This window comes from Pseudoalteromonas sp. SWYJZ12 (genome assembly GCF_015864395.1).
Lineage (GTDB): Bacteria > Pseudomonadota > Gammaproteobacteria > Enterobacterales > Alteromonadaceae > Pseudoalteromonas > Pseudoalteromonas arctica.
The window spans coordinates 1-20,185 of record NZ_JADYXH010000028.1 but is presented as its reverse complement, the minus strand read 5'-3'; the positions used below and the strand labels follow the sequence as shown (position 1 = coordinate 20,185).

Genomic DNA, 20,185 nt, shown 5'->3' with positions numbered 1-20,185 from the left:
GCACTTTACTCATCAGCATTTGTTACAATCACCACATTATATCTGTTGTTAAAATGAAGCCATGAAAGAAAATAATACACGTTCAAAACTACACCCTCGTAACCTACATAAAAATGGGTACGACTTCGATTTATTAACAACAGAGCACCCTGCTCTACTGCCTTTTGTTATAACCACACCTGCAGGCACTAAAAGCATTGATTTTAGTGATAACAAAGCCGTTAAAACACTTAATCAAGGGCTTTTAAAAACTCACTACAATATTGATTTTTGGGATATTCCTGAGCATAATTTATGCCCACCTATACCTGGGCGTGTTGACTACATTCATTACTTAGCCGACTTATTAAGTGACGATAACCAACAACAAATACCTTTAGGTAAGCAAATTAAAGTGCTTGATATTGGCACTGGCGCTAACTTAGTTTATCCGCTTACTGGTACAAGTGAATATAAGTGGCATTTTACAGGGACTGATATTGATCCAGCTTCGGTAAAAATAGCAAAGCAAATTGCTCAGTTTAATGGTTTAAAAATAACCCTAAAACAACAAAAAAACGCATCACATATTTTTAAAGGCGTTATAAATCAAAAAGATCTATATCATTTAACGCTCTGTAACCCTCCGTTTCATGCAAGCGAAGAAGAGGCAAGTAAAGGCAGTGAACGTAAGTGGAAAAACCTAGGAAAAACACCCAGTAGCGCACTTAATTTTGGTGGTCATAATAATGAATTATGGTGTGAAGGCGGTGAAGTACAGTTTATCTCTAACATGATTAAAGAGAGCGAAGACTTTGCAGAGCAAGTACTGTGGTTTACGTCGTTAGTATCCAAAAAAGATAATATTGCAGCCCTTGAAGAAGTATTAAAAGCCCACCCAATAGCACAATATAAAATAGTTGATATGGCACAAGGTCAAAAAATCAGCCGCTTTATTGCATGGACTTACTTTGATAAAGACACTCGTGAGCAAATTTGTAGCGAGCTTGATTAATACCAATTTTATTAAAAACAATAAAAAGGATAAGGCAATCATGATAGATTTTCGCTCTGATACAGTTACAAAACCAACAAACACAATGCGCGATATTATGTACAGCGCACCGGTTGGTGACGATGTATATGGCGATGATGAAAGCGTTAACCAACTAGAAGCCTATGCGTGTAAGCGTTTTAACTTTAAAGCCGCACTTTATTGTAGCTCAGGTACACAAGCCAACTTACTTGCAATAATGGCGCATTGTGAGCGAGGTGACGAATACATTTGTGGCCAAAATGCTCACAATTATAAGTTTGAGGGTGGCGGAGCAGCTGTTTTAGGGTCTGTGCAACCACAGCCTATTGAAAATGAAGCCGATGGTAGCATCCCCTTCAGTAAAATAGCTGCAGCAATAAAACCAGACGATTGCCATTTTGCAAACACGCGATTACTTAGCTTAGAAAATACCATAGGCGGAAAAGTGCTCCCGCTTGAGTACTTAGCCCAAGCTCGTGACTTTGTTAATACGCATAATTTAGCGCTGCACTTAGACGGCGCACGTGCTTTTAATGCCGCTGTTGAGCTAAATATTGATATCACTGAAATCACAAAGCACTTTGACTCAATTTCTATTTGTTTATCTAAAGGTTTGGGGGCGCCCGTAGGCTCTTTATTATTAGGCTCACCAGCACTTATTAATAAAGCAAGACGATGGAGAAAAGTACTTGGTGGCGGTATGCGCCAAGCCGGAATGCTTGCAGCTGCCGGGCAGTTTGCACTTGAGCACAATGTAGAGCGCTTAAAAGACGATCATGCAAATGCACGTTATTTGGCTCAACAATTAAGTGAAATCAGTGGCTTTACTGTAGATATGAGTAACACCACTAATATGGTTTACGCAACATACACTAGCAGTATAAACATTGAAGAGATTGCTGAGGCACTTAAACAACAAGGTATACTATTTAGCCCAAGCAAGCAGCTTAGGCTAGTAACGCATTTAGATATTACGCGCGAAGATATTGATACATTTTTAAATGCTTTGTCGGCCCATATTTAACGCGGCTTTATAATGTTTGCGGCATACCGAAACATATCGGTCATTGCCGCCAATTTCTACTTGGTTACCATCGGCTATTGCTTCACCATTTTCATCGGTACGCAGTACATGGTTTGCTTTACGTCCACAGTGGCATACAGTTTTAAGCTCAACTAACTTATCAGCCCACGCAAGCAAATATTGCGACCCTATAAATAGCTCGCCTCTAAAGTCGTTACGCAAGCCATAACACAATACCGGTATACCTAATTCATCAACCACATCGGTTAATTGCATTACTTGTTCTTTTGATAAAAATTGGCACTCGTCAACTAATACACAATGGCGTTTTTTATCATTGTTGAGTGATTGAATAAGATCAAAAACATCTTTGCTAGCATCAAATACATGCGCATCTGCTTGCAAGCCAATACGAGACGATACTTTACCCACGCCTTGTCTATCATCAATGGCAGCAGTAAGGATCACAGGTTCCATGCCACGTTCTTTATAATTAAATGCAGATTGTAATAACGTGGTTGATTTACCTGCATTCATTGCAGAGTAGTAAAAGTATAATTGAGCCATTGTGGTGCCATTTTATAAAAAGTGCGCTTATGCTACCTTAATATTAAATTAATACCAATTTACAAACGCGAATTTAATGAGGTTATTTAAGTGTTTGTAAGTATTTAATATACACAGGTGCACTTTCAAATTTTGATAACCATTGCCACATTTCCAAGCTTAGATCGTTATTTTCTTCGTAGAATTTTTTTGAAAAAACAAGGTAACCATGGCTGGTTTCGTAAGGGGGATAAATAGGTTTAACATTATTACCCTCATACGGATAACTCGACACCTTTAAGCCATCAACTTGGCACAGATCAACGCTCGCCTGCACCACGCCCTTATCTAGCAACTCAAAAGCTTTGCTTTTAGAAAACGTATTATGAATAAAAAATGGTTCTTCTTTCAACGCGCTATTTAGTCCATAGCCATTAGGAATGGCTATAGTAAATGCTTTATTTTGAAATACTTCGCGAGTCTCCCATTCTTTATGAAATTTATAACGCCCTATAAGGCAGCTACTAAATTCACTTACTGCATAGTCATCTTGTAACTTACCTTGCTGATCAACAGGGTAAACAGCAACGTTTTCTCGTCCTTTGCGGTAACTGGCAATAACAGCATTAACTCGATTAAATTCTAAATCGCTTAAGCATCTACGCCATGGTTTTCTAACAAACTTAATCTCAACACCATCAATCGCTTTATCTAATAAACTTAAAACCTCAACTGAGGCATCAGGTTGATCAATAGGTATAGCCTTATCAACACCTAAAAATAGTGGTGCTGCGTTTTTATCTTCATAACAAAAAAGTAATTCTTTGGCCGTAACGCCATCGCAAAAAACAATACACTTCAAAACAAAAATATAAAGTAACGTTCTAATTTTCATAGTGATTTTTATTTATAAACTAAATCTACAGTGTAGTATGTAGAACTAAACATACAAAATATTCGTTAAATTAATTTACATTAATCCTTCGTGTTTCAGCAACCAAAGTTTCCTATCAAGCCCACCAGCATAGCCCGTTAACTTTGCATTTGCGCCAATAATTCGGTGGCAAGGCACTATAATACTAATCGGATTTTTACCATTCGCGGCACCTACTGCCCTCACTGCTTTTGGATTATTGAGTTGGTTTGCAATATAGCCGTATGTTTGCGACTTTCCAAAAGGTACCGTTAATAGTGCTTGCCATACGCTTTGTTGAAATGCTGTACCGTTTGTATCAAGTGGTACATCAAAAGTAGTGCGTTTTTTTGCAAAGTACTCATTTAACTGCGCAGCGCAAATAAGCACCGCCTTGTTAGCGACTTGCTCAAATGGCGTATGAGGGTGCTCAACTGGAGGATAAAACCCAACGTAACTCACTCCTTTATCTGTCGCTTGAATAATTATGTCGTCTATAGGGCTCGAAATTGATGTTTGAATGATCATTATAATTGCTGCCAAAGTTGAAAAGTTAAGTAAGAGCGAAAAGGAGCGCTGTTAGCAGGTACGAAAGGGTTTGCCGCCGCTTGAGCTTTTTTAACACCTAAGTCGCCATCAAGTAATATATCGGGCTGGCTTTGCCCTCGCAACTTTGCATAATTTACCGTCCAAGGACCAATCCCCTTTAAATTAAGCCATTCGTCTAAATCGTCATTTTCAGGATTTAGTGCACAAAACTGGGCTAAGTTGTGTAGCGCATTTTTGCGTGCTTGTGGCATTTTAAAAAATGCAAAATCACTATTAGTAACAATTTTAGCCGTAGGAAAATAAACGGCATCGCCCTCTTTTTCGCCTAATTCGTCAACTAACTTTGTTACTAAATTATGCGCCGCAGTAACACTCACTTGCTGCCCGAGTACTGCCCTTATACCGGCTTCAAAACTTGACCAAATCCCTGGAAGCCTGAGCCCTTCACACACTGTAAACGCATTGTTTATATTAGCGCTTAAATGCGTTTCAATTAAATTAATATCGGCGTCTAAATCAAGCACACGGCGTATATTATTTATAACAGGTTGTAAGTACGCCGTATTGTCTATATCGATAGACACACTAAAGTGGTTTTTACTCGCTATAAATTCAGCGGTAAAGCTTCCTTTATATTCCTCACTTGCAAAAGTACGTCCGTAGCTCGTTTGTGTTATCCACTCCATTGGTTTTATCAAGCGCCGTTGTAAAAAGTCCTGCAAAGCAGGCCAATTATAAGGCGGCCTAAATGGCAGGGTTAAAGTGAGTTTTGACGTTGGTTTTTTATCGCCACTGCGCAGCTTCGAGGGAGCTATATTTAACTGCTGTAAAAATGCATCATTAAAACGCCTAATGCTTTTAAAGCCTGCGGAAAACGCTATTTCGGTAAGGGGTAAGTGTGTTTCTTGAATCAGTTTTTTAGCAAAGTGGCATTGGTTAAATAATCGATATTGCGTAATCGACACGCCAAAATACTGCTTAAACAACTGCCTTAAATAACGACTACTTACACCTAAACGAGCTGCTAATTTTTCGCAATCGTGCTCGTCATTTTGATCTATTAACTGTTTTGCTCTAAGTGCAGTCGTTTTTGTACCCTGCCATGCTGCGCTGCCAGGGGCACTATCGGGCCTGCAACGAATGCAGGGCCTAAAACCATCTTGCGCCGCGTTATGGGCAAACTGATAATAAGTAACGTTTTTTTCGTGAGCCGTTGGTGCAGGGCAAATAGGTCTGCAATAAATACCGGTACTTTTTACCGCTACGTAAAAAAGCCCGTCAAAACGAGGATCGCGACTCTGACGTGCTTTTTGCCAATGTGAAGTGTCCATAAACGGCTCTATAAGTTAACCTAATAAAGCCTAGCTTATACAAAAAAAACTGTATTACTAGCCATATTCGGCACTCAACCAATAGCCAATAAATAGCGATTTTGTACTTCTTGCCAATTAATTACATTATAAAATGCAGCAATATAGTCAGGACGCTTATTTTGATACTTCAAATAATAGGCATGCTCCCATACATCAAGTCCCAAAATAGGGATATTTCCCTGCATTAAAGGGCAATCTTGATTAGCACTATTTTCTACAATCAACTTTTCATCCGGCGTTACACATAACCACGCCCAACCACTACCAAATTGGCTAATTGCCGCGGCTGTAAATTGGTCTTTAAATTTATCAAAACTGCCTAGTTGCTCATTAATAACCTGAGCCACAATACCTTCAGGTTCACCTCCTCCTTGTGGGCTCATTATCTGCCAAAATAAGCTGTGATTAAAATGCCCTCCTACATGCTCTTGTACTGCTTTTTGCAAATTACTAGGCAGGCTGTTTATTCCCTTAAGTAATTTTTCAGCATTTGCGGTTGCATATACAGTATCTGCTAAAGCAGCATTGGCTTTATTGATATACGTTTGATGATGCAATGTGTGGTGAATATGCATAGTTTTGCTGTCTAAATGAGGCTCAAGCGCATCATATTCATAATCAAGTGCTGGCAATGTAAACGCCATAAATTACTCCTTTATTTTAATGTAGCAGGCTGTTTTTTGAGTCTTTAGAGCATAAGCAAAAATTCACTTGCTCTATTAGCTCAGGTAAAAAATGATAACGTCTTGCAAATGATACAAGTTCAGAGGAAGTTTTAATGTAATGATGCTTACTCACTTTTTGTATATCGTAATGAGTATGCTTAATTAATGAAGAGAGTGTTAAGTGTACTTCGCATAGCCATTTGCATGCATTTTCAGGCTGTTGCATAGCTATATAAGTATCAGCTAAATTATGTGACGCAACAACAAGTGCGGGTATACAGTGCTCAATAGCATGAATGACAGTGTTATTAATCTGAGCATATAAAAACTGCTGAAGAAGATGATCTGCAAGTGTTTTAGCTAATAAGTATTTATCGCGGGCTTCGAGAAGTGCACCTTGTTCAAATGCATAATTACCTTGCATTATATTCGACTGCCAAGGGCTTAATGCTTGATCAAGATAAAGTAAATCTGAGTGGGGTTGTTTTTGACTTGAGATCATATAATCATCTGCACGTTTATTTATGAGTGTGTATTTAACTTACACACCCACAAAACTAAATGCAAATGATTTTCATTAACTATTTAGCGAAGTCTAATAATTCCTGCCCTGTTAAGCGATATATAATCCATTCGTTTTGAGGCTTTGCACCAATGCTATTGTAAAAATCGATAGCGGGTTTATTCCAATCAAGCACTACCCATTCAAAACGCCCACAGTTATTACTAATCGCCTTATTAGCTAAGTGCTTCATAATGGCTTTACCTGCGCCATTGCCACGGCTATCTGGGCTTACGTATAAATCTTCAAGGTATAGGCCATTTTTACCTAACCAGGTAGAGTAATTATAAAAATATACCGCAAAACCAATTGGCTCATCACCTTCTAAACAAATTATGCTGTGCGCAGTTGCACCTTCACTAAACAGAGTATCTAATATTGCCTGCTCGTCTGTTTTTACTGCATCAGGTTCTTTTTCATATATGGCAAGTTCGGTAATAAAGTGCAAAATTGTTTTTGCGTCACTTGGTTTTGCATCACGTATTATAACGGGTTGGCTCATTGTATTTTTACCTTAAATATACTGCTCTAATTTATCTTTTAAAATATCTAATTGAATAGGTTTACTCAAGTAGTCATCCATTCCAGCTGTTATACAACGCTCTTTATCTGAGTTCATTGCATTTGCGGTGATAGCGATTATTTTAATGTTTTTATGCTGTATGCCCGCCACGCCTTTACGAATAGCAGCGGTTGCAGCAAAACCATCCATAACAGGCATTTGGCAATCCATAAGTACGAGCTTAAAATATCCTGAATCATGCGCTTCTAATATATCAATCGCTAATTGGCCATTCCCAGCAATAGTAACGTCACAATTAAGCTTTTTGAGCATTAATTTAGCCACCTGTTGGTTAATTGGATTATCTTCCACCAGTAGTATTTGGGAAGACTCCTGCATCTTTTCTTTTTTAAGTGACGAAATATAGCCTGACGTAACAAGTGGGAGCGCCTCGCCTGCATCATTACTCGTTATAACCGACAGTGCAGAAATTAAATCGGCAGTGGTTACTGGTTTAGGAAAATATGCCTGAAAGCCAGCATCAGAATAACGCTGCGCGCCTTCCATACCTGCAATACTAGTCATCATTACAAGTGGCATTGATTTATAATGTTCATGTGCTTTTAGTGCTTTACACAGCTCTATGCCATCCATTCCTGGCATTTGCATATCAAGCACTGCAATATCATACATGCAATTTTTATCTTTATAGTGCTGCGCGCACATATCAAGTGCTTCATGTGCATCACATGCGAGTGCAACCTTAGCGCCCCAATGTTCAAGCTGTTGTGAAATTACAATTCGATTTGTCTCGTTATCGTCAACAACTAAAACTGTTAGCTCTTCCATATTAATATTAGGAATATAACGCTCTTTTTGATCTCCCGGAGTTAGCATTATAGTGGCGGTAAAGGTACTCCCTTTACCTGCTTCACTTGTAAGAGAAATTGCTCCTCCCATTAACTCACAAAGCTGCTTACAAATAGCCAGCCCTAAGCCACTGCCCCCGTATTCACGCGTTGTTGATGCATCGACTTGAGAAAAAGGGGTAAATAACTGCTGTTGCTTTTCTTCACTTATTCCTATGCCTGAATCTTTTATACTTGCAACAAATTCTAAACCTTGAGCCACTTTATTAATTTTAGCGCTTACAACAACCTCACCCTTACTCGTAAACTTAACGGCGTTACTCAGCAAATTAGTAAGTACTTGTCGAATCCGCCCAGGATCTCCGCATAACTGCGAAGGCTCTAGCGCTACCAAATCTAAAATTATTTCTATACCTTTTTCTTGAGCAGTCAATGCTTGTGCGGCAGCAACTTCGCCGATTAAATCACGTCCATTAAAGTTAATCTCTTCAAGTTCAATTTTACCCGCTTCGGCTTTAGAGAAATCTAAAATATCGTTAATTACACCCAATAAAGAGTGCGCACTTGTTTTGGCTATACCTACTTTTGTTTCTATTGGTTTAGGGAGTGACTCTAATTGAACAAGTTCTAGCATACCGAGTACACCATTCATTGGCGTTCTTATTTCATGGCTCATGGTTGCTAAAAATTGGCTCTTCGCAATGGCTGCATCTTCTGCTTTTACAAGGGCTACTTTTAACTCCTCACTGATTACTTTTCGTTGCTGAGAAATTAAAGTACTTCCCACTAAAGTAGCCAATGATCGAAGATACGTTTCTTCGCTTTGTGTCCAATTGTGATGTTCGCCTACCGTTTCAGCGCATAAAATACCTAAATTACCATCACCAGTTGCTATTACTGCATCAAGCATCGATTTAATATTTAATGGCTTTGTATACGCTTCTATAAAATCAACAGTTGCTGGATGGGTATAAACATCATCAATGGCTACTAAGTTTTGCTTATAAATGGCGTTATAATATGCAGGATAGTCTTTAGCAGTTAAAACAGCATCTGTATCTACAAACCCTTGTCCATCTATGTATAAACTATGACATGTCATTACATCTCGTTGATCGTTAAAAATCCATACCGACGCACGTGCAACATTTAGCACTTCGCACATAGATTTAACGGCTAGCTTTTTAACTTGCTCTACATCACTATTTTGCACTTCAGGTGCGACTGTAAGCGCGGCTAAATTTTTGTTATAGCGGTTTGCTTTTTCGCTTTCGAGTTCAAGGCGCTTATGTGCATCAATACTTTGAAATGAGCCAAAAACACGTACGCATTTACCATCTTTAAGCTCTGCTTGGCCCATTGATTTAACCCAACGCTCTTGCCCCGAATAGGTCAAAATAATAAGCTCTACACTCCAGCTTTCACCTAAAGTCACAGCGCATTCAAATAAGGTACTTATAGTGTCTCGGTGTATTCCTGGTTTATAAAAATCAATAGCAGTATCTATCCTCGGCTCAAATCCCTCTGGTACTTCGTGGATAACTTTAACTTCATCAGACCAATAAAGAGTATGCGCATCTAGGTCCATCTCCCATGCACCAATCTGGCCTTGCTTACTCATTGATTCAAGCAGGCTTTGCTGACGATTTATTTTTAATTGTGTATTGTAACGTTCTGTAATATCTAAAATAAATCCATCTAAATACAATATATTGCCATCATCTGCGTAAATCGCTTGGCCTTTTTCGTTTACCCAATGCAAAGAGCCATCGCGGGCTTTAATTCTATACTCAACAGACCATGACTGCTTAGCGCTAACACAACGGACAATTTCATCTTTTATTTTTTGAGAATCGTCTTCACATATTAAATCAAAGAAGCAAAGGTCTTCATTGTGTATCAACTCATCGGGTGAATAACCGGTTATTTCACTCGCTTGCTCGCTCATGTAAAGCATGCTTAATTTGTCATCAAACTTACATCGATAAATTATGCCAGGGATATTTGATACCAAAGATGCAAATCTGTCTCGGCTTCCTTGTAGCTCAAGCTCTGTAGATTTTCGATCTGATATATCTAAATGCGTACCGATCATGCGTTTTGGAGAGCCATCGGTATTCCACTCAACTATTTTTGCAGTATCGAGAACCCAAATCCAATGCCCATTTTTATGTTTCATGCGGGCTTCACTAACATAATAGTCAGTCTCGCCGGAAAAATACGCTTGAAGTTTTTTCTCCGACATAGCTAAATCATCAGGGTGAGCGTAGGTATACCAAGTATCTATAGTACAAGGTTCAATATCACTGAGCTTGTAACCTATAATCTCGGCCCAGCGGTTATTAAATGTCACATTTTTAGTATCAATGTACCAATCCCAAATACCCACTGCTGTTGAGTCAATCACTAGTTGTAGCTGTGTTTTGTGCTGTTCAAGCTCTAGCTCTTGTAACTTAAGCGCTGTAATATCGGTACGAATAGCAATATAGTTTTGTGGTATACCGTTTTCATCTAAAAATGGTGCAATGGTGGTATCTACCCAATAAAAACCACCATTTTTAGCTTTATTACAGATTTGCCCGTTCCATACATCACCGCGTTTAAGCGTTTTGTACATATTTTTAAAGAATTCTTTTTCGTGTTTACCTGAATTTAATAAGCGATGATTTTCGCCTATTAATTCATGTTCGTCGAAACCACTGATCTCACAAAACTTCTTATTTACAAAAGTAATAGTGCCATGTAAGTCAGTTACCGCAACAATGGCATGTTCATCTAATGCACTTTTTTGTTCTGCTAATTGTTTTAATGCAATTTGAAGTGCCGAACGTTGTTTTTGTAATATACTTTGTTGTTCTTCTTTTACGGCTACTAACTTACGTAAGCCCAATGAAAGCTGATTAAATTCAATGCTATCGTTTATTATTGGAACTTTAACTAAATCGCCTTTTGTAATATTTTCGACAATTTTAGCTAAGTTAATTAAAGGCTGAGACAGCCGGCGACCAAACCACCACGACAACGTTAATATCAGCAGTAAGGCACCTGAATTAGTTAATACAGCGAGCTGCTTATAATAATTAGCACCTTGTAGTGCAACTTCTTTTGGTTTTGATACAAGTAGCTGCCAGCCAGACTCATTTAAAAACTCTAATGAATTAATATACCCATATAAAGTGACTTCATTTTTATCAATATAAGAAAAAACACGTTGTATTGGTGAGCCATTTTGAGAGAAAAATGATGGTTGGGTATCGTCTGAAATATTACTTTTTTGAATTTTATTATTGTGCATAACATAAAATGTTATGTCTTTATTAGCAGCGTGTATTTTACTTAGATTATTTAATAAGCCATTTAAATTTATATCTGCAAGCAATATTGCTTGTAGCTTATTTTCATCATTTAATATCGGTAAGCCAATAATATGATATTCACGCCCTGAGGCAGTCATTGACTGGAATTGGATTTTACCTGTATTTATAATCCCAGAACGTATGTTATTAAAGCGCGGCTCTTTAATAACATTTAAAAAAGGTGATGAAGGTAGTGAATTAACGAGGTTTACATCAATAAGCTCTACATGATTAACAAAGTCATACTGCTCAATAAATTGATTAATTAATTTTTGCTTTTTATTGGGGCTGATATCAAATTGTGATCTAAGCAAATATAAATCTTTAACATGGTCTGTAAACCAAATATCAGCAAATTGCTTACCTATATTATTAAGCTCGTTAAGTTCAGTGTCTGCATTTTGTTTAAGCGTGCTATTTACATGTTCAAGACTAAACCACGTAAGTATACAAAGTGGCCCTAAGGCTATAATTATAAAGGTTATAATTAACTTACTTCGAACAGACTGTCCTTTATCTGTTAATTCACCAAAGTTTAAACCTTTGTCCATGCTTAATATCCAGCAACTTATAATCATTTAATATTACTTACATTAATGCACTAAATATATAAAGACGCAAGTTTTGAGCGGTAAACTCCTTAAAAACTGGGTATTTAGCGTTACAATCTTAAATTCACATTTTTTAAAAAATACGCCTTTATTACTAACTTATAATTACGCTTGCTTACGCTACAACTTCTGTAGCTGTTTTAAACCCCTCGTGATATAAGCAGTATTTAATCAATGCGTTTGAGGGCATTATGGCGCACGATCACTCACATAGTCATGTAGACGAAAACCAAAGCAATAAACAGCTCACCGTCGCTGTGGTTATTAATGTATTGCTAACCGTAGCCCAAGTTATTGGCGGGATATTTTCGGGCAGTTTGTCACTAGTAGCCGATGCCCTTCATAATTTAAGTGATGCTGCTGCTATATTTATAGCCTTGGTTGCACGTAAAGTTGGTAATAAACCTGCTGACGCCACTCATCATTTTGGCTATAAACGCGCTGAAATACTTGCCACACTTTTTAATAGCAGTACATTAATATTAATTGGCGTGTATTTAATTTTTGAAGCCATTTCGAGCTATTTAAACCCTCAACCAATTAATGGCTGGATAGTTGTGTGGGTGGCAGCAATAGCGTTGGTAATTGATTTAGCAACAGCATATTTAACCTACCGAGCGGGAGCAAATCACAGTATAAATATAAAAGCGGCCTTTATTCATAATGTATCAGATGCAATGGCATCTATTGTTGTTATTATTGCAGGCACCTTAATTATTTTATACCAATGGTATATTGTTGATTTAATTGCCACTGTGCTTATTTCTATCTATGTAATTTATCATGGCATTTTACTATTAAAGCAAAGCTGCAAAATTTTAATGCAAGCAGCGCCTAACAACATTGATACACACGCAATATCACATGCTATTAGCAATGAATTTAATATCGAATCGGTAGTTAGCATTAAGCTTTGGCAACTAGATGATAAAGAAAATTATTGTGAGCTTGTTATTAGCACTCAGCACTTAATTAATTTGCCAACAATAAAAAGCTTTTTACACGACAATTTTAATATCGAAAATTGCATAATAGAGATCCGACCAATCGCAAATTAAAGCCCAATTTAATGTTCTTAATAACAAGCTAAACCAAATACATAACTATTTAATTGAAAACAGCTCGTATTATCATTTACAATATTGCCATTAACTCATAATGAGATACCGTTTTTGAAACTTTGGTTACGTAGAATTCATTTAGGCCTTGCCCTTATTAGCGGACTATTTTTATTAATAGTGAGCTTAACCGGTGCTGTTATGATTTACGCAAAAGATATACAGCACTTAATAGAGCCTGCAAAATGGCAAGTAACACCACAAGAAAATTTAATGCCTTACGATGAACTCATACAAAATGTACGAGCTCAAACTAAGCAAAAAATCACTTTTTTTATGCCAGAGCAAGCACCGGACGCCGCATGGCAATTTAGGTTAGCCAATAAACACTATGCCAGTGTTAATCCCTACTCAGGGAGTGTACTAAACGTCTATGAATCAACAGATACTATTTATGGGTTTGCGATGGGATTGCATCGCTGGCTGTTGTTTGAAAACAGTAAGGGTGAAAAAACCTTTCGAAATTGGATGTCGGTATGTGCATTGCTACTTTTAATAAATGTATTACTCGGCTTTTATTTATGGGTAAAGCCCAAAAACAGAGTTAAACGTTTAGCTATAAAACCAAAAGCCAAATTTAGAGTGCTCATGTATCAATTACATACAGTGCTTGGTGTTTACTTTTTTATACCGCTTATGCTTATTGCCTTTACTGGCATGGCATTTAACTGGAAAACACAAACTCAATCTGTATTAGAATTTGTAACGTTTAATAAAGTAGAACAAAGACCTGAAGCGCCAAAAATAATAGCCCCTTCTCAAGCTGCGTTAAACTACAATCAAGCAATTAAAAATGCAGAGAACGTATTTCCGGATGGTAAAGTATATAGAATTTACTTACCTAAAAATGATGACGAAGTAATTGCACTGAGAATGCAAAACCCTGGCGAAAGCCACGCTTACAGCTGGGTTTGGACTAACCCATTTACTGGTAAAGTATTAAACTCATTTGACGCCAGTAAAACCAACTTCACAACACAAGCATGGAACTTTAAGTATAAGTTTCACATTGGTGATTTTGCAGGTCCTATTGTGCAGTTTTTATGGTTATTAATAGCCCTTTCACTCGCATTTTTTATTGTAAGCGGTGTATATTTTTGGTTAAAACGCCATAAATGGAAATAAATCTCATTAACACTTGCGTCATTAGTTGATAATAATTACCATTACGTAAATTATTATCAACTAAGACACCCCATGTTAAAAACTTCGCTTTGCCTTATTGCTGTTGCAATAAGTACTAACACGTTAGCAAATGAAAATAATAAAAATGAATACACTTCTGATCAGTTAGAGCATGTCATTGTATCTGGCAGCCGCATATCAGAAAGCATTGACGAAGTACCTGCCTCGATTACCGTTATTAGTCAGCAACAAATACAACAGCATTTAAAAGTAAGCTCAGAGCTGGGAAGTTTACTCGCGCAAATGGTTCCTGGCCTTGCCCCAGATACTGGCAGTTCAAGTAATTCAGGACAAACACTACGCGGCCGTGCGCCTTTAATAATGATTGATGGTGTACCGCAATCAACCCCTCTTCGTAATGGTTCTTTAGGCGTAAAAACGTTAGACGCCAGCGCAATAGCGCGCATTGAAGTCATAAAAGGCGCAACGTCTATTTATGGTAATGGTGCCTCAGGTGGCATTATTAACTACATAACAAAACAAGCGCGTAGTGATGGAAAACCTGAAGGTGAAATAAGTATTTCAAGCCGCTTTAGCGCTGTTAAATTAGCAGAAAGTGGCGGCGGTAGAATAGCGGCTTCAGTAAACGGAAAACTCGATAAACTAAGCTACCTGTTAACGGCAAGCTATGAAGAAAACGGCGTACAACGCGATGCAGAGGGCGATATTTTAGGCTTGCAATATGGTTTATCAGACTCTGAAACTCAAAACTATTTTACCAAACTAACTTATGATTTTGACGACGAAAAGCAACTGCAGTTTAGCTATAACTTTTACAGTTCACAGCAAAAAACTGATTTAGGCGATGCTACTGGCTATGGCAATATAGGGGAAAAAACATACGCTATACACGTCCCCTTAGAGCTTCAAAAACAAGGTAAACCGCAAGGCCCAGAAGGCAACGAAAATATAACCCTAAAATATGTTGATTACGCGTTGTTTGAAAACACACAAATGACCCTCGATCTGTATAAACAAAATATAGAAAACGTATTCTTTTTCTCAACCGCTTTAGCCAATCTTGATGAAGGTTATAGCGGTGGTCAATCGGTTATTAAATCAGATAAGCAAGGTGCAAGAGCTACATTTAATAGCCAGTTTGATTTTGAAAACGTAACAGCCACCCTAATCTATGGTATTGATGCCTTAAACGATAAAACATCGCAACCTTTAGTAGATGGCCGTGTGTGGGTGCCAGAAATGGACATGGAAAGTGTGGCTGGCTTTTTACAAACCAAATGGGTAATAAACGACGACATTATTGTAAAAGCGGGTGTAAGAAACGAAAGCATTGATTTGAGCGTAAGTGACTACCAAACGCTAAAACTTTGCAAAACCGCATCGCAATGTTCAGTACCATTAAATGTGCGTGGCGACACCATTAATTACGATGCAACAACCTATAATGCCGGTATTAAATATAACTTAACAGATGCCTTTAGCCCGTTCTTTAGTTACTCACAGGGCTCTGATATTTCTGATATTGGTCGCCTACTTCGCGCAGCAACCGTTGACGATATTGCACTTATTCAAACACAAGCCTCAATAATCGACAATTACGAAGTTGGTTTTACTTCACAGTTTGAAAACGTGCGTTTTGAATTTGCTCTTTACAGAAGTACCTCAGAGCTTGGTACAAGTAATGAGTATAATGAAGTAACGGGAGTTTACGAACCTGTGCGTGCACCACAAGAAATATGGGGTTACGAAGGGTTAGTTAATTACACTATTACCCAAGATCTTAAGTTAAGCGCCACATATAGTTACGTAGAAGGTAAAAACACCGAAGCTGATGACTATCTAGGCGCAAGCCAAATTAGCCCACCTAAAGCAACAGCGAATGTAACGTGGCAAACAAATGACGAGCTATCGCTTGCAATGAGCTTTTTATATGTAGGCGACAGAAAGCGCTTTGATAAAAATGCACAGGGCCAATACTCTGGCGATCAGGGCCCTGTTAGTAGCTACAACACATTCAACTTAAGTGGCCAATACAATGTTAACGCCAAGTGGAGTGGGTATTTTGGAATAGAAAACCTATTCAATAGTGATTACTACCCTGCCCGCGCACAGGCTTACACCTACGGTGGATATAACATTAAAGGATTAGGCACAACCGCAACGCTGGGTGCTAAATATCAATTTTAACAAATAAGCGCACGTTATAGGCATGCCCTGCATGCCTATATGCTCAACAAATCCCGCATAAATAAACGTCTCGCTTTTTCCTATCAATCATGATCTTGTATTAGATGCTAATGCAAATAAAAAACTGTCCATAAACCAAGCAGTAACGCAAACTTAAATAAGAATCAAAACCAATAGTAACGCAATGATTTTTATAGAGAAAACTTGCAATATAGGCTATTTGTACTACACTGCATACAATTGAAATAGTTAAGGCGATTTATCATGAAAGGTAATCAAAAAGTAATCGATGCGTTTAATACATTGTTAGCTAACGAATTAGCAGCAATCGATCAGTATTTTATACACTCGCGCATGTATGACGACTGGGGTTTAAACAAACTATACGAACGCCTTAACCACGAGATGGAAGAAGAAAAAGATCACGCAGACTGGCTTATTAAGCGCATCTTGTTTTTAGAAGGTGTACCAAATATGACTAAGCGCCGTGATTTACTTATCGGTAACGATGTAAAAAGCATGATGCAAAACGATTTAACACTAGAGCTTGAAGTAGTTGCTTGTGTTAAAGACGTCATCGCAATATGTGAAGAACAACAAGATTATCAATCTCGTAGCATTTTAGAAAAACTGTTATTTGATACCGAAGAAGACCATGTTTACTGGTTAGAGCAACAACTTGGCTTAATTGATAAGATTGGTTCTGAAAATTATCATCAAGCACAAATGGCTTAGTAGGAGCATATTATGAAAGGCGATAAAGACGTTATTGCAGCGCTTAATAAAGTACTCGCTAATGAGCTTGTTGGTATTAACCAATACTTTTTACATGCACGCATGTTTAAAGATTTTGGTTTCACTCAACTAGACAAAGCAGATTACAAAGTATCAATTCAAAAAATGAAAAACGCCGATCGTTTAATCGAACGTATTTTGTTTTTAGAAGGCTTACCAAATCTTCAAGATTTAGGCCGATTACGTATTGGTGAAAACAGCGAAGAAATGATTGCAGCTAACATGAGTTTTGAACTTGATACTATTGGCGAGTTGCAAAGCGCAGTAAAACTGGCTGAAAGCAAAAAAGATTACATTACCCGTGAAGCCCTTGACCACATTTTAAATGAGCAAGAAGAGCAAATTGATTGGTTAGAAACCCAACAATTGCTTATTAAAAATACGGGTATTAAAAACTACTTGCAGTCTCAACTGTAAATAGTAACAAGCATAAAAAAAGCAGCTAAAAAGCTGCTTTTTTTATATCTAAGTTTTTATATGTAATTAAGCAACTTGATCCGTTACATCCGCAATTTGAATAAGTCTGCGATTAAGGATCTTTTTAGTACAACCACAACACTTACCGCATTGGCTGCCTACTTTAAGCTCTTTGGTTAATTCACGCATGGTCGTTGCACCATCGTCAATTGTTTGCTCAATTTTTTTATCAGTCACACCGTGACAAAGACAAATATACATGAATACAAACCACTCTCAATTTCATTTAGTGCGTACATAATAATCTAAACGAAAATGGTTATCAATTGTTATTTAGCTAATATGTATTATTTAAAAATTTTTTTGGCCAGTGCCACTTAAATTGAGAATTCGCGGCAGCTTGAGAATAGTTTGAATTTTAAGCAAGGTGTGGCACTCAGATTGAGATTTATTAATTAAAGTTCACCTTAAATCTAAGTAAGATTAGGTTTAGGTAAATATCTGAATGGTTGAGAATTAATTACTCTAGGCTTTGAAAAGATTAATGTATAAATTCGGAATTTACGGGTCGGTTATTTCCGGTTTATGCCAGTGTAGGTCGGATAAGCGAAGCGCCATCCGACACAGTAAAATACCTTGCCAATTATTATCAACATTTTATGTTGTCGAGTGGCTGGAGAGTGCCAATTGCAGACATTGAAAGCCTTGCTGAGCGAAAAATAACTTAGCTATAATCGCGTGGCGATGACCCACTTTTATTTTTACGTTTAAGCAACTGTAAGGGTTTTTTTTCATCTCCATTACATAGTATTGGTTTGATAAGACCTATCCATAACTTCAGGCGATATATTATTATTTCGATGAAAACCCACAATGCGATTAACTTTCAATTTTTCACTTCTCAAAAATTCTATAAATTGTTTACTGTAACTTGGCAGTACATTAGCAATGGTGTTATCAAAAGCGACTTCTAAAAAATCAGTTTGATATACGATGCCATCGTGCTCAAAATAAGCGAAGCTTTGGCGTTTTGAACGCGCATTTTCTAAAACATAAAAGCGTACATTATTAATAACCTGTCTATTTTTAATCTCTTCAAAGTTGAATTTATGTATTTTGTCATTAAATCGAGGAAAAGCCTTTATTGCTTTGACAGTATAAGCGTCTGCATAAATCTTGGCACCTTGTTCTACAAAGGGTAGAAGACCTAAAATATGGTCGCTATATGGATGAGTAACAAAGACCGCAGTAATTTTTTTATCTGGGAATCGTTGCTTAATTGTGTCGATAACTTGATTTGACGATTTACTATTTTTTGATGCACCAAACACTGTAATATCATTATTATTTATTTTAAACAGTATATTTCTTAAAGCAGAACCGTCTGTAACAAGGTAAAGGTTTTTGGTTATAGATGTTGTTGTTAAAGCTGAACTATTATCTGATACACTTTTGTAGTAATCACTTGGAAGCCTTAGCTTTTCTGTTTCAATTAGTTCTATCTTTTCAAAATTTTCAATTCTTGTTATAAAGCTAGGGGTAGTATCCCCATTGTATTTCTTAATGAGAGAGTGGGCGAAATAGTAACCATTAGTATATCTATAATCATCGTATAGATAGATTCGTTTTCTATTTTTATTGTTGATTGATATTAACTGTAAAGGCTTAGTGTTAAATACATATTCTATTGTTATTTTTTCGGATGTTTGATGAATTAACGTTACTTTTCCAGATTGGGAGCCTTGTTGAAATTCTATTTTTCCTTTGATATTCGTTTCGCTAATTAATGGCATGATAGCAAAGAAGTCTAAATTCATTAAAGTTAGGTTTTTATAACGGTTAAAGCTATTCATGTTTTGTTTAATTACACTTTTTCCTAAAGAAATTCCATTGCGCTCATAACGCAAACTTTCTTTACTATTTTGGAAATGTACTTCGTCAAAATATAAGCCGCCAGTAAAGAGATGAACTACATTTTGATAGTAATGCTGATTATTAATATCAATATCCGTAACCTTAAAAGCCTTATATCGAGTGGGTGCTTGAAAGTCCCAAGACTGGAATGGGTCACTTCGCCCTAGATAGCTATGAGTTAAAGAAAATACTTTTATAGAAGATGTATTTTGGTAGTGAGTTTTTAGCGTATTAATGAAAGTTGTAGCTTCACTTGCGCATGCAAGTTTTGTAACTGCAAGAAATAAAAAAATGACACTTTTTATGTACTTTCTCACTGAATAATCCCTTATATCTAGTTAAATATTTATTTACAAGATAGCATAAATAAACAAACAATCCCCCGCCCTAAAAATTAACAACAAGTTGAACTAGATTTAACCTCAATAAATAATAAATTATTTAAAAGAGTAAACGTCTGCTTATCGCTCATACCTGAATTTTTTTGTAGCGAGCTAAGCTTAAAACTCCATAAACACCGGAGTACAACTAATGCATCAGTTAACAATATATCAGCCTAAAGAGCCTTGGAATAAAAATAAGCTTGTAGGACAAAAGTTACCACTAAAATTACAGCAAATATG

At 37.1% G+C, this 20,185-nt stretch carries 17 protein-coding genes; 7 read left to right on the top strand and 10 right to left on the bottom strand.

From position 1 onward, the window contains the following. Nucleotides 1-61 precede the first annotated feature (61 nt). Together rlmF and ltaE are read left to right on the top strand one after the other, a co-directional pair. On the top strand, nt 62-994 hold the full coding sequence (gene rlmF / locus I6F42_RS18790; protein WP_197153058.1) for a 23S rRNA (adenine(1618)-N(6))-methyltransferase RlmF: 933 nt from the start codon (nt 62-64) through the stop codon (nt 992-994). Between the two features lie 40 nt (nt 995-1,034). Further along, nucleotides 1,035-2,039 carry a low-specificity L-threonine aldolase gene (gene ltaE / locus I6F42_RS18785; RefSeq protein ID WP_024608839.1) on the top strand — a complete coding sequence of 335 codons (1,005 nt, stop codon included), beginning with the start codon at nt 1,035-1,037 and terminating at the stop codon, nt 2,037-2,039. Here the strand turns inward: ltaE and I6F42_RS18780 are convergent. From I6F42_RS18780 to I6F42_RS18745, 8 genes are all read right to left on the bottom strand, one after another. After that, nucleotides 2,013-2,606, bottom strand: a complete 594-nt coding sequence (locus I6F42_RS18780; protein WP_007582344.1) for a thymidine kinase — start codon at nt 2,604-2,606, stop codon at nt 2,013-2,015. The genes ltaE and I6F42_RS18780 overlap by 27 nt on opposite strands. Nucleotides 2,607-2,688: 82 nt before the next feature. Beyond that, nucleotides 2,689-3,480: an amino acid ABC transporter substrate-binding protein gene (locus I6F42_RS18775; protein ID WP_197153056.1), complete on the bottom strand. Its 792-nt coding sequence runs from the start codon at nt 3,478-3,480 to the stop codon at nt 2,689-2,691. A gap of 75 nt (nt 3,481-3,555) precedes the next feature. Next, complete coding sequence (locus tag I6F42_RS18770; protein WP_024591856.1) at nt 3,556-4,026, bottom strand: methylated-DNA--[protein]-cysteine S-methyltransferase; 471 nt, start codon at nt 4,024-4,026, stop codon at nt 3,556-3,558. Beyond that, the gene (locus I6F42_RS18765) at nt 4,026-5,378 is read right to left on the bottom strand and encodes an AlkA N-terminal domain-containing protein (RefSeq protein WP_197153054.1); all 1,353 of its coding nucleotides are present in this window, start codon (nt 5,376-5,378) and stop codon (nt 4,026-4,028) included. The genes I6F42_RS18770 and I6F42_RS18765 overlap by 1 nt, the downstream gene beginning before the upstream one ends. A 74-nt stretch (nt 5,379-5,452) precedes the next feature. Continuing rightward, nucleotides 5,453-6,064 (bottom strand): superoxide dismutase, encoded by a 612-nt coding sequence (locus I6F42_RS18760; RefSeq protein ID WP_197153052.1) that lies wholly within the window; start codon nt 6,062-6,064, stop codon nt 5,453-5,455. Between the two features lie 16 nt (nt 6,065-6,080). Continuing rightward, entirely contained in the window at nt 6,081-6,587 is a 507-nt protein-coding gene (locus I6F42_RS18755; RefSeq protein WP_197153049.1) for a hypothetical protein, read from the bottom strand. 79 nt (nt 6,588-6,666) lie between these two features. Next, nucleotides 6,667-7,149 (bottom strand): GNAT family N-acetyltransferase, encoded by a 483-nt coding sequence (locus I6F42_RS18750; RefSeq protein ID WP_024593105.1) that lies wholly within the window; start codon nt 7,147-7,149, stop codon nt 6,667-6,669. A gap of 12 nt (nt 7,150-7,161) precedes the next feature. Then, a complete protein-coding gene (locus I6F42_RS18745) occupies nt 7,162-11,925 on the bottom strand; it encodes a PAS domain-containing protein (RefSeq protein WP_197153047.1) in 4,764 nt (1,587 codons plus the stop codon). A gap of 251 nt (nt 11,926-12,176) precedes the next feature. Here I6F42_RS18745 and I6F42_RS18740 point away from each other — a divergent pair, with 251 nt between their 5' ends. The 5 genes from I6F42_RS18740 (at nt 12,177) to bfr (I6F42_RS18720) (ending at nt 17,648) form a co-directional block, all read left to right on the top strand. Next, complete coding sequence (locus I6F42_RS18740; RefSeq protein WP_197153039.1) at nt 12,177-13,043, top strand: cation diffusion facilitator family transporter; 867 nt, start codon at nt 12,177-12,179, stop codon at nt 13,041-13,043. Nucleotides 13,044-13,157: 114 nt separating this feature from the next. After that, nucleotides 13,158-14,228: a PepSY domain-containing protein gene (locus tag I6F42_RS18735; protein ID WP_197153037.1), complete on the top strand. Its 1,071-nt coding sequence runs from the start codon at nt 13,158-13,160 to the stop codon at nt 14,226-14,228. 72 nt (nt 14,229-14,300) lie between these two features. Then, a complete protein-coding gene (locus tag I6F42_RS18730) occupies nt 14,301-16,436 on the top strand; it encodes a TonB-dependent receptor (RefSeq protein WP_197153035.1) in 2,136 nt (711 codons plus the stop codon). A 264-nt stretch (nt 16,437-16,700) separates the two neighbouring features. Continuing rightward, entirely contained in the window at nt 16,701-17,171 is a 471-nt protein-coding gene (bfr, locus tag I6F42_RS18725) for a bacterioferritin (protein WP_002958985.1), read from the top strand. Nucleotides 17,172-17,183: 12 nt separating this feature from the next. After that, nucleotides 17,184-17,648, top strand: coding sequence for a bacterioferritin (gene bfr, locus I6F42_RS18720; protein ID WP_024593101.1), 465 nt, complete (start codon nt 17,184-17,186; stop codon nt 17,646-17,648). A gap of 66 nt (nt 17,649-17,714) precedes the next feature. Here the strand turns inward: bfr (I6F42_RS18720) and I6F42_RS18715 are convergent, their stop codons facing one another. Together I6F42_RS18715 and I6F42_RS18710 are read right to left on the bottom strand one after the other, a co-directional pair. After that, nucleotides 17,715-17,909, bottom strand: coding sequence for a (2Fe-2S)-binding protein (locus I6F42_RS18715; protein WP_002960627.1), 195 nt, complete (start codon nt 17,907-17,909; stop codon nt 17,715-17,717). 539 nt (nt 17,910-18,448) lie between these two features. Then, a complete protein-coding gene (locus I6F42_RS18710) occupies nt 18,449-19,879 on the bottom strand; it encodes an MBL fold metallo-hydrolase (protein WP_197153034.1) in 1,431 nt (476 codons plus the stop codon). Between the last annotated feature and the right edge of the window lie 306 nt (nt 19,880-20,185).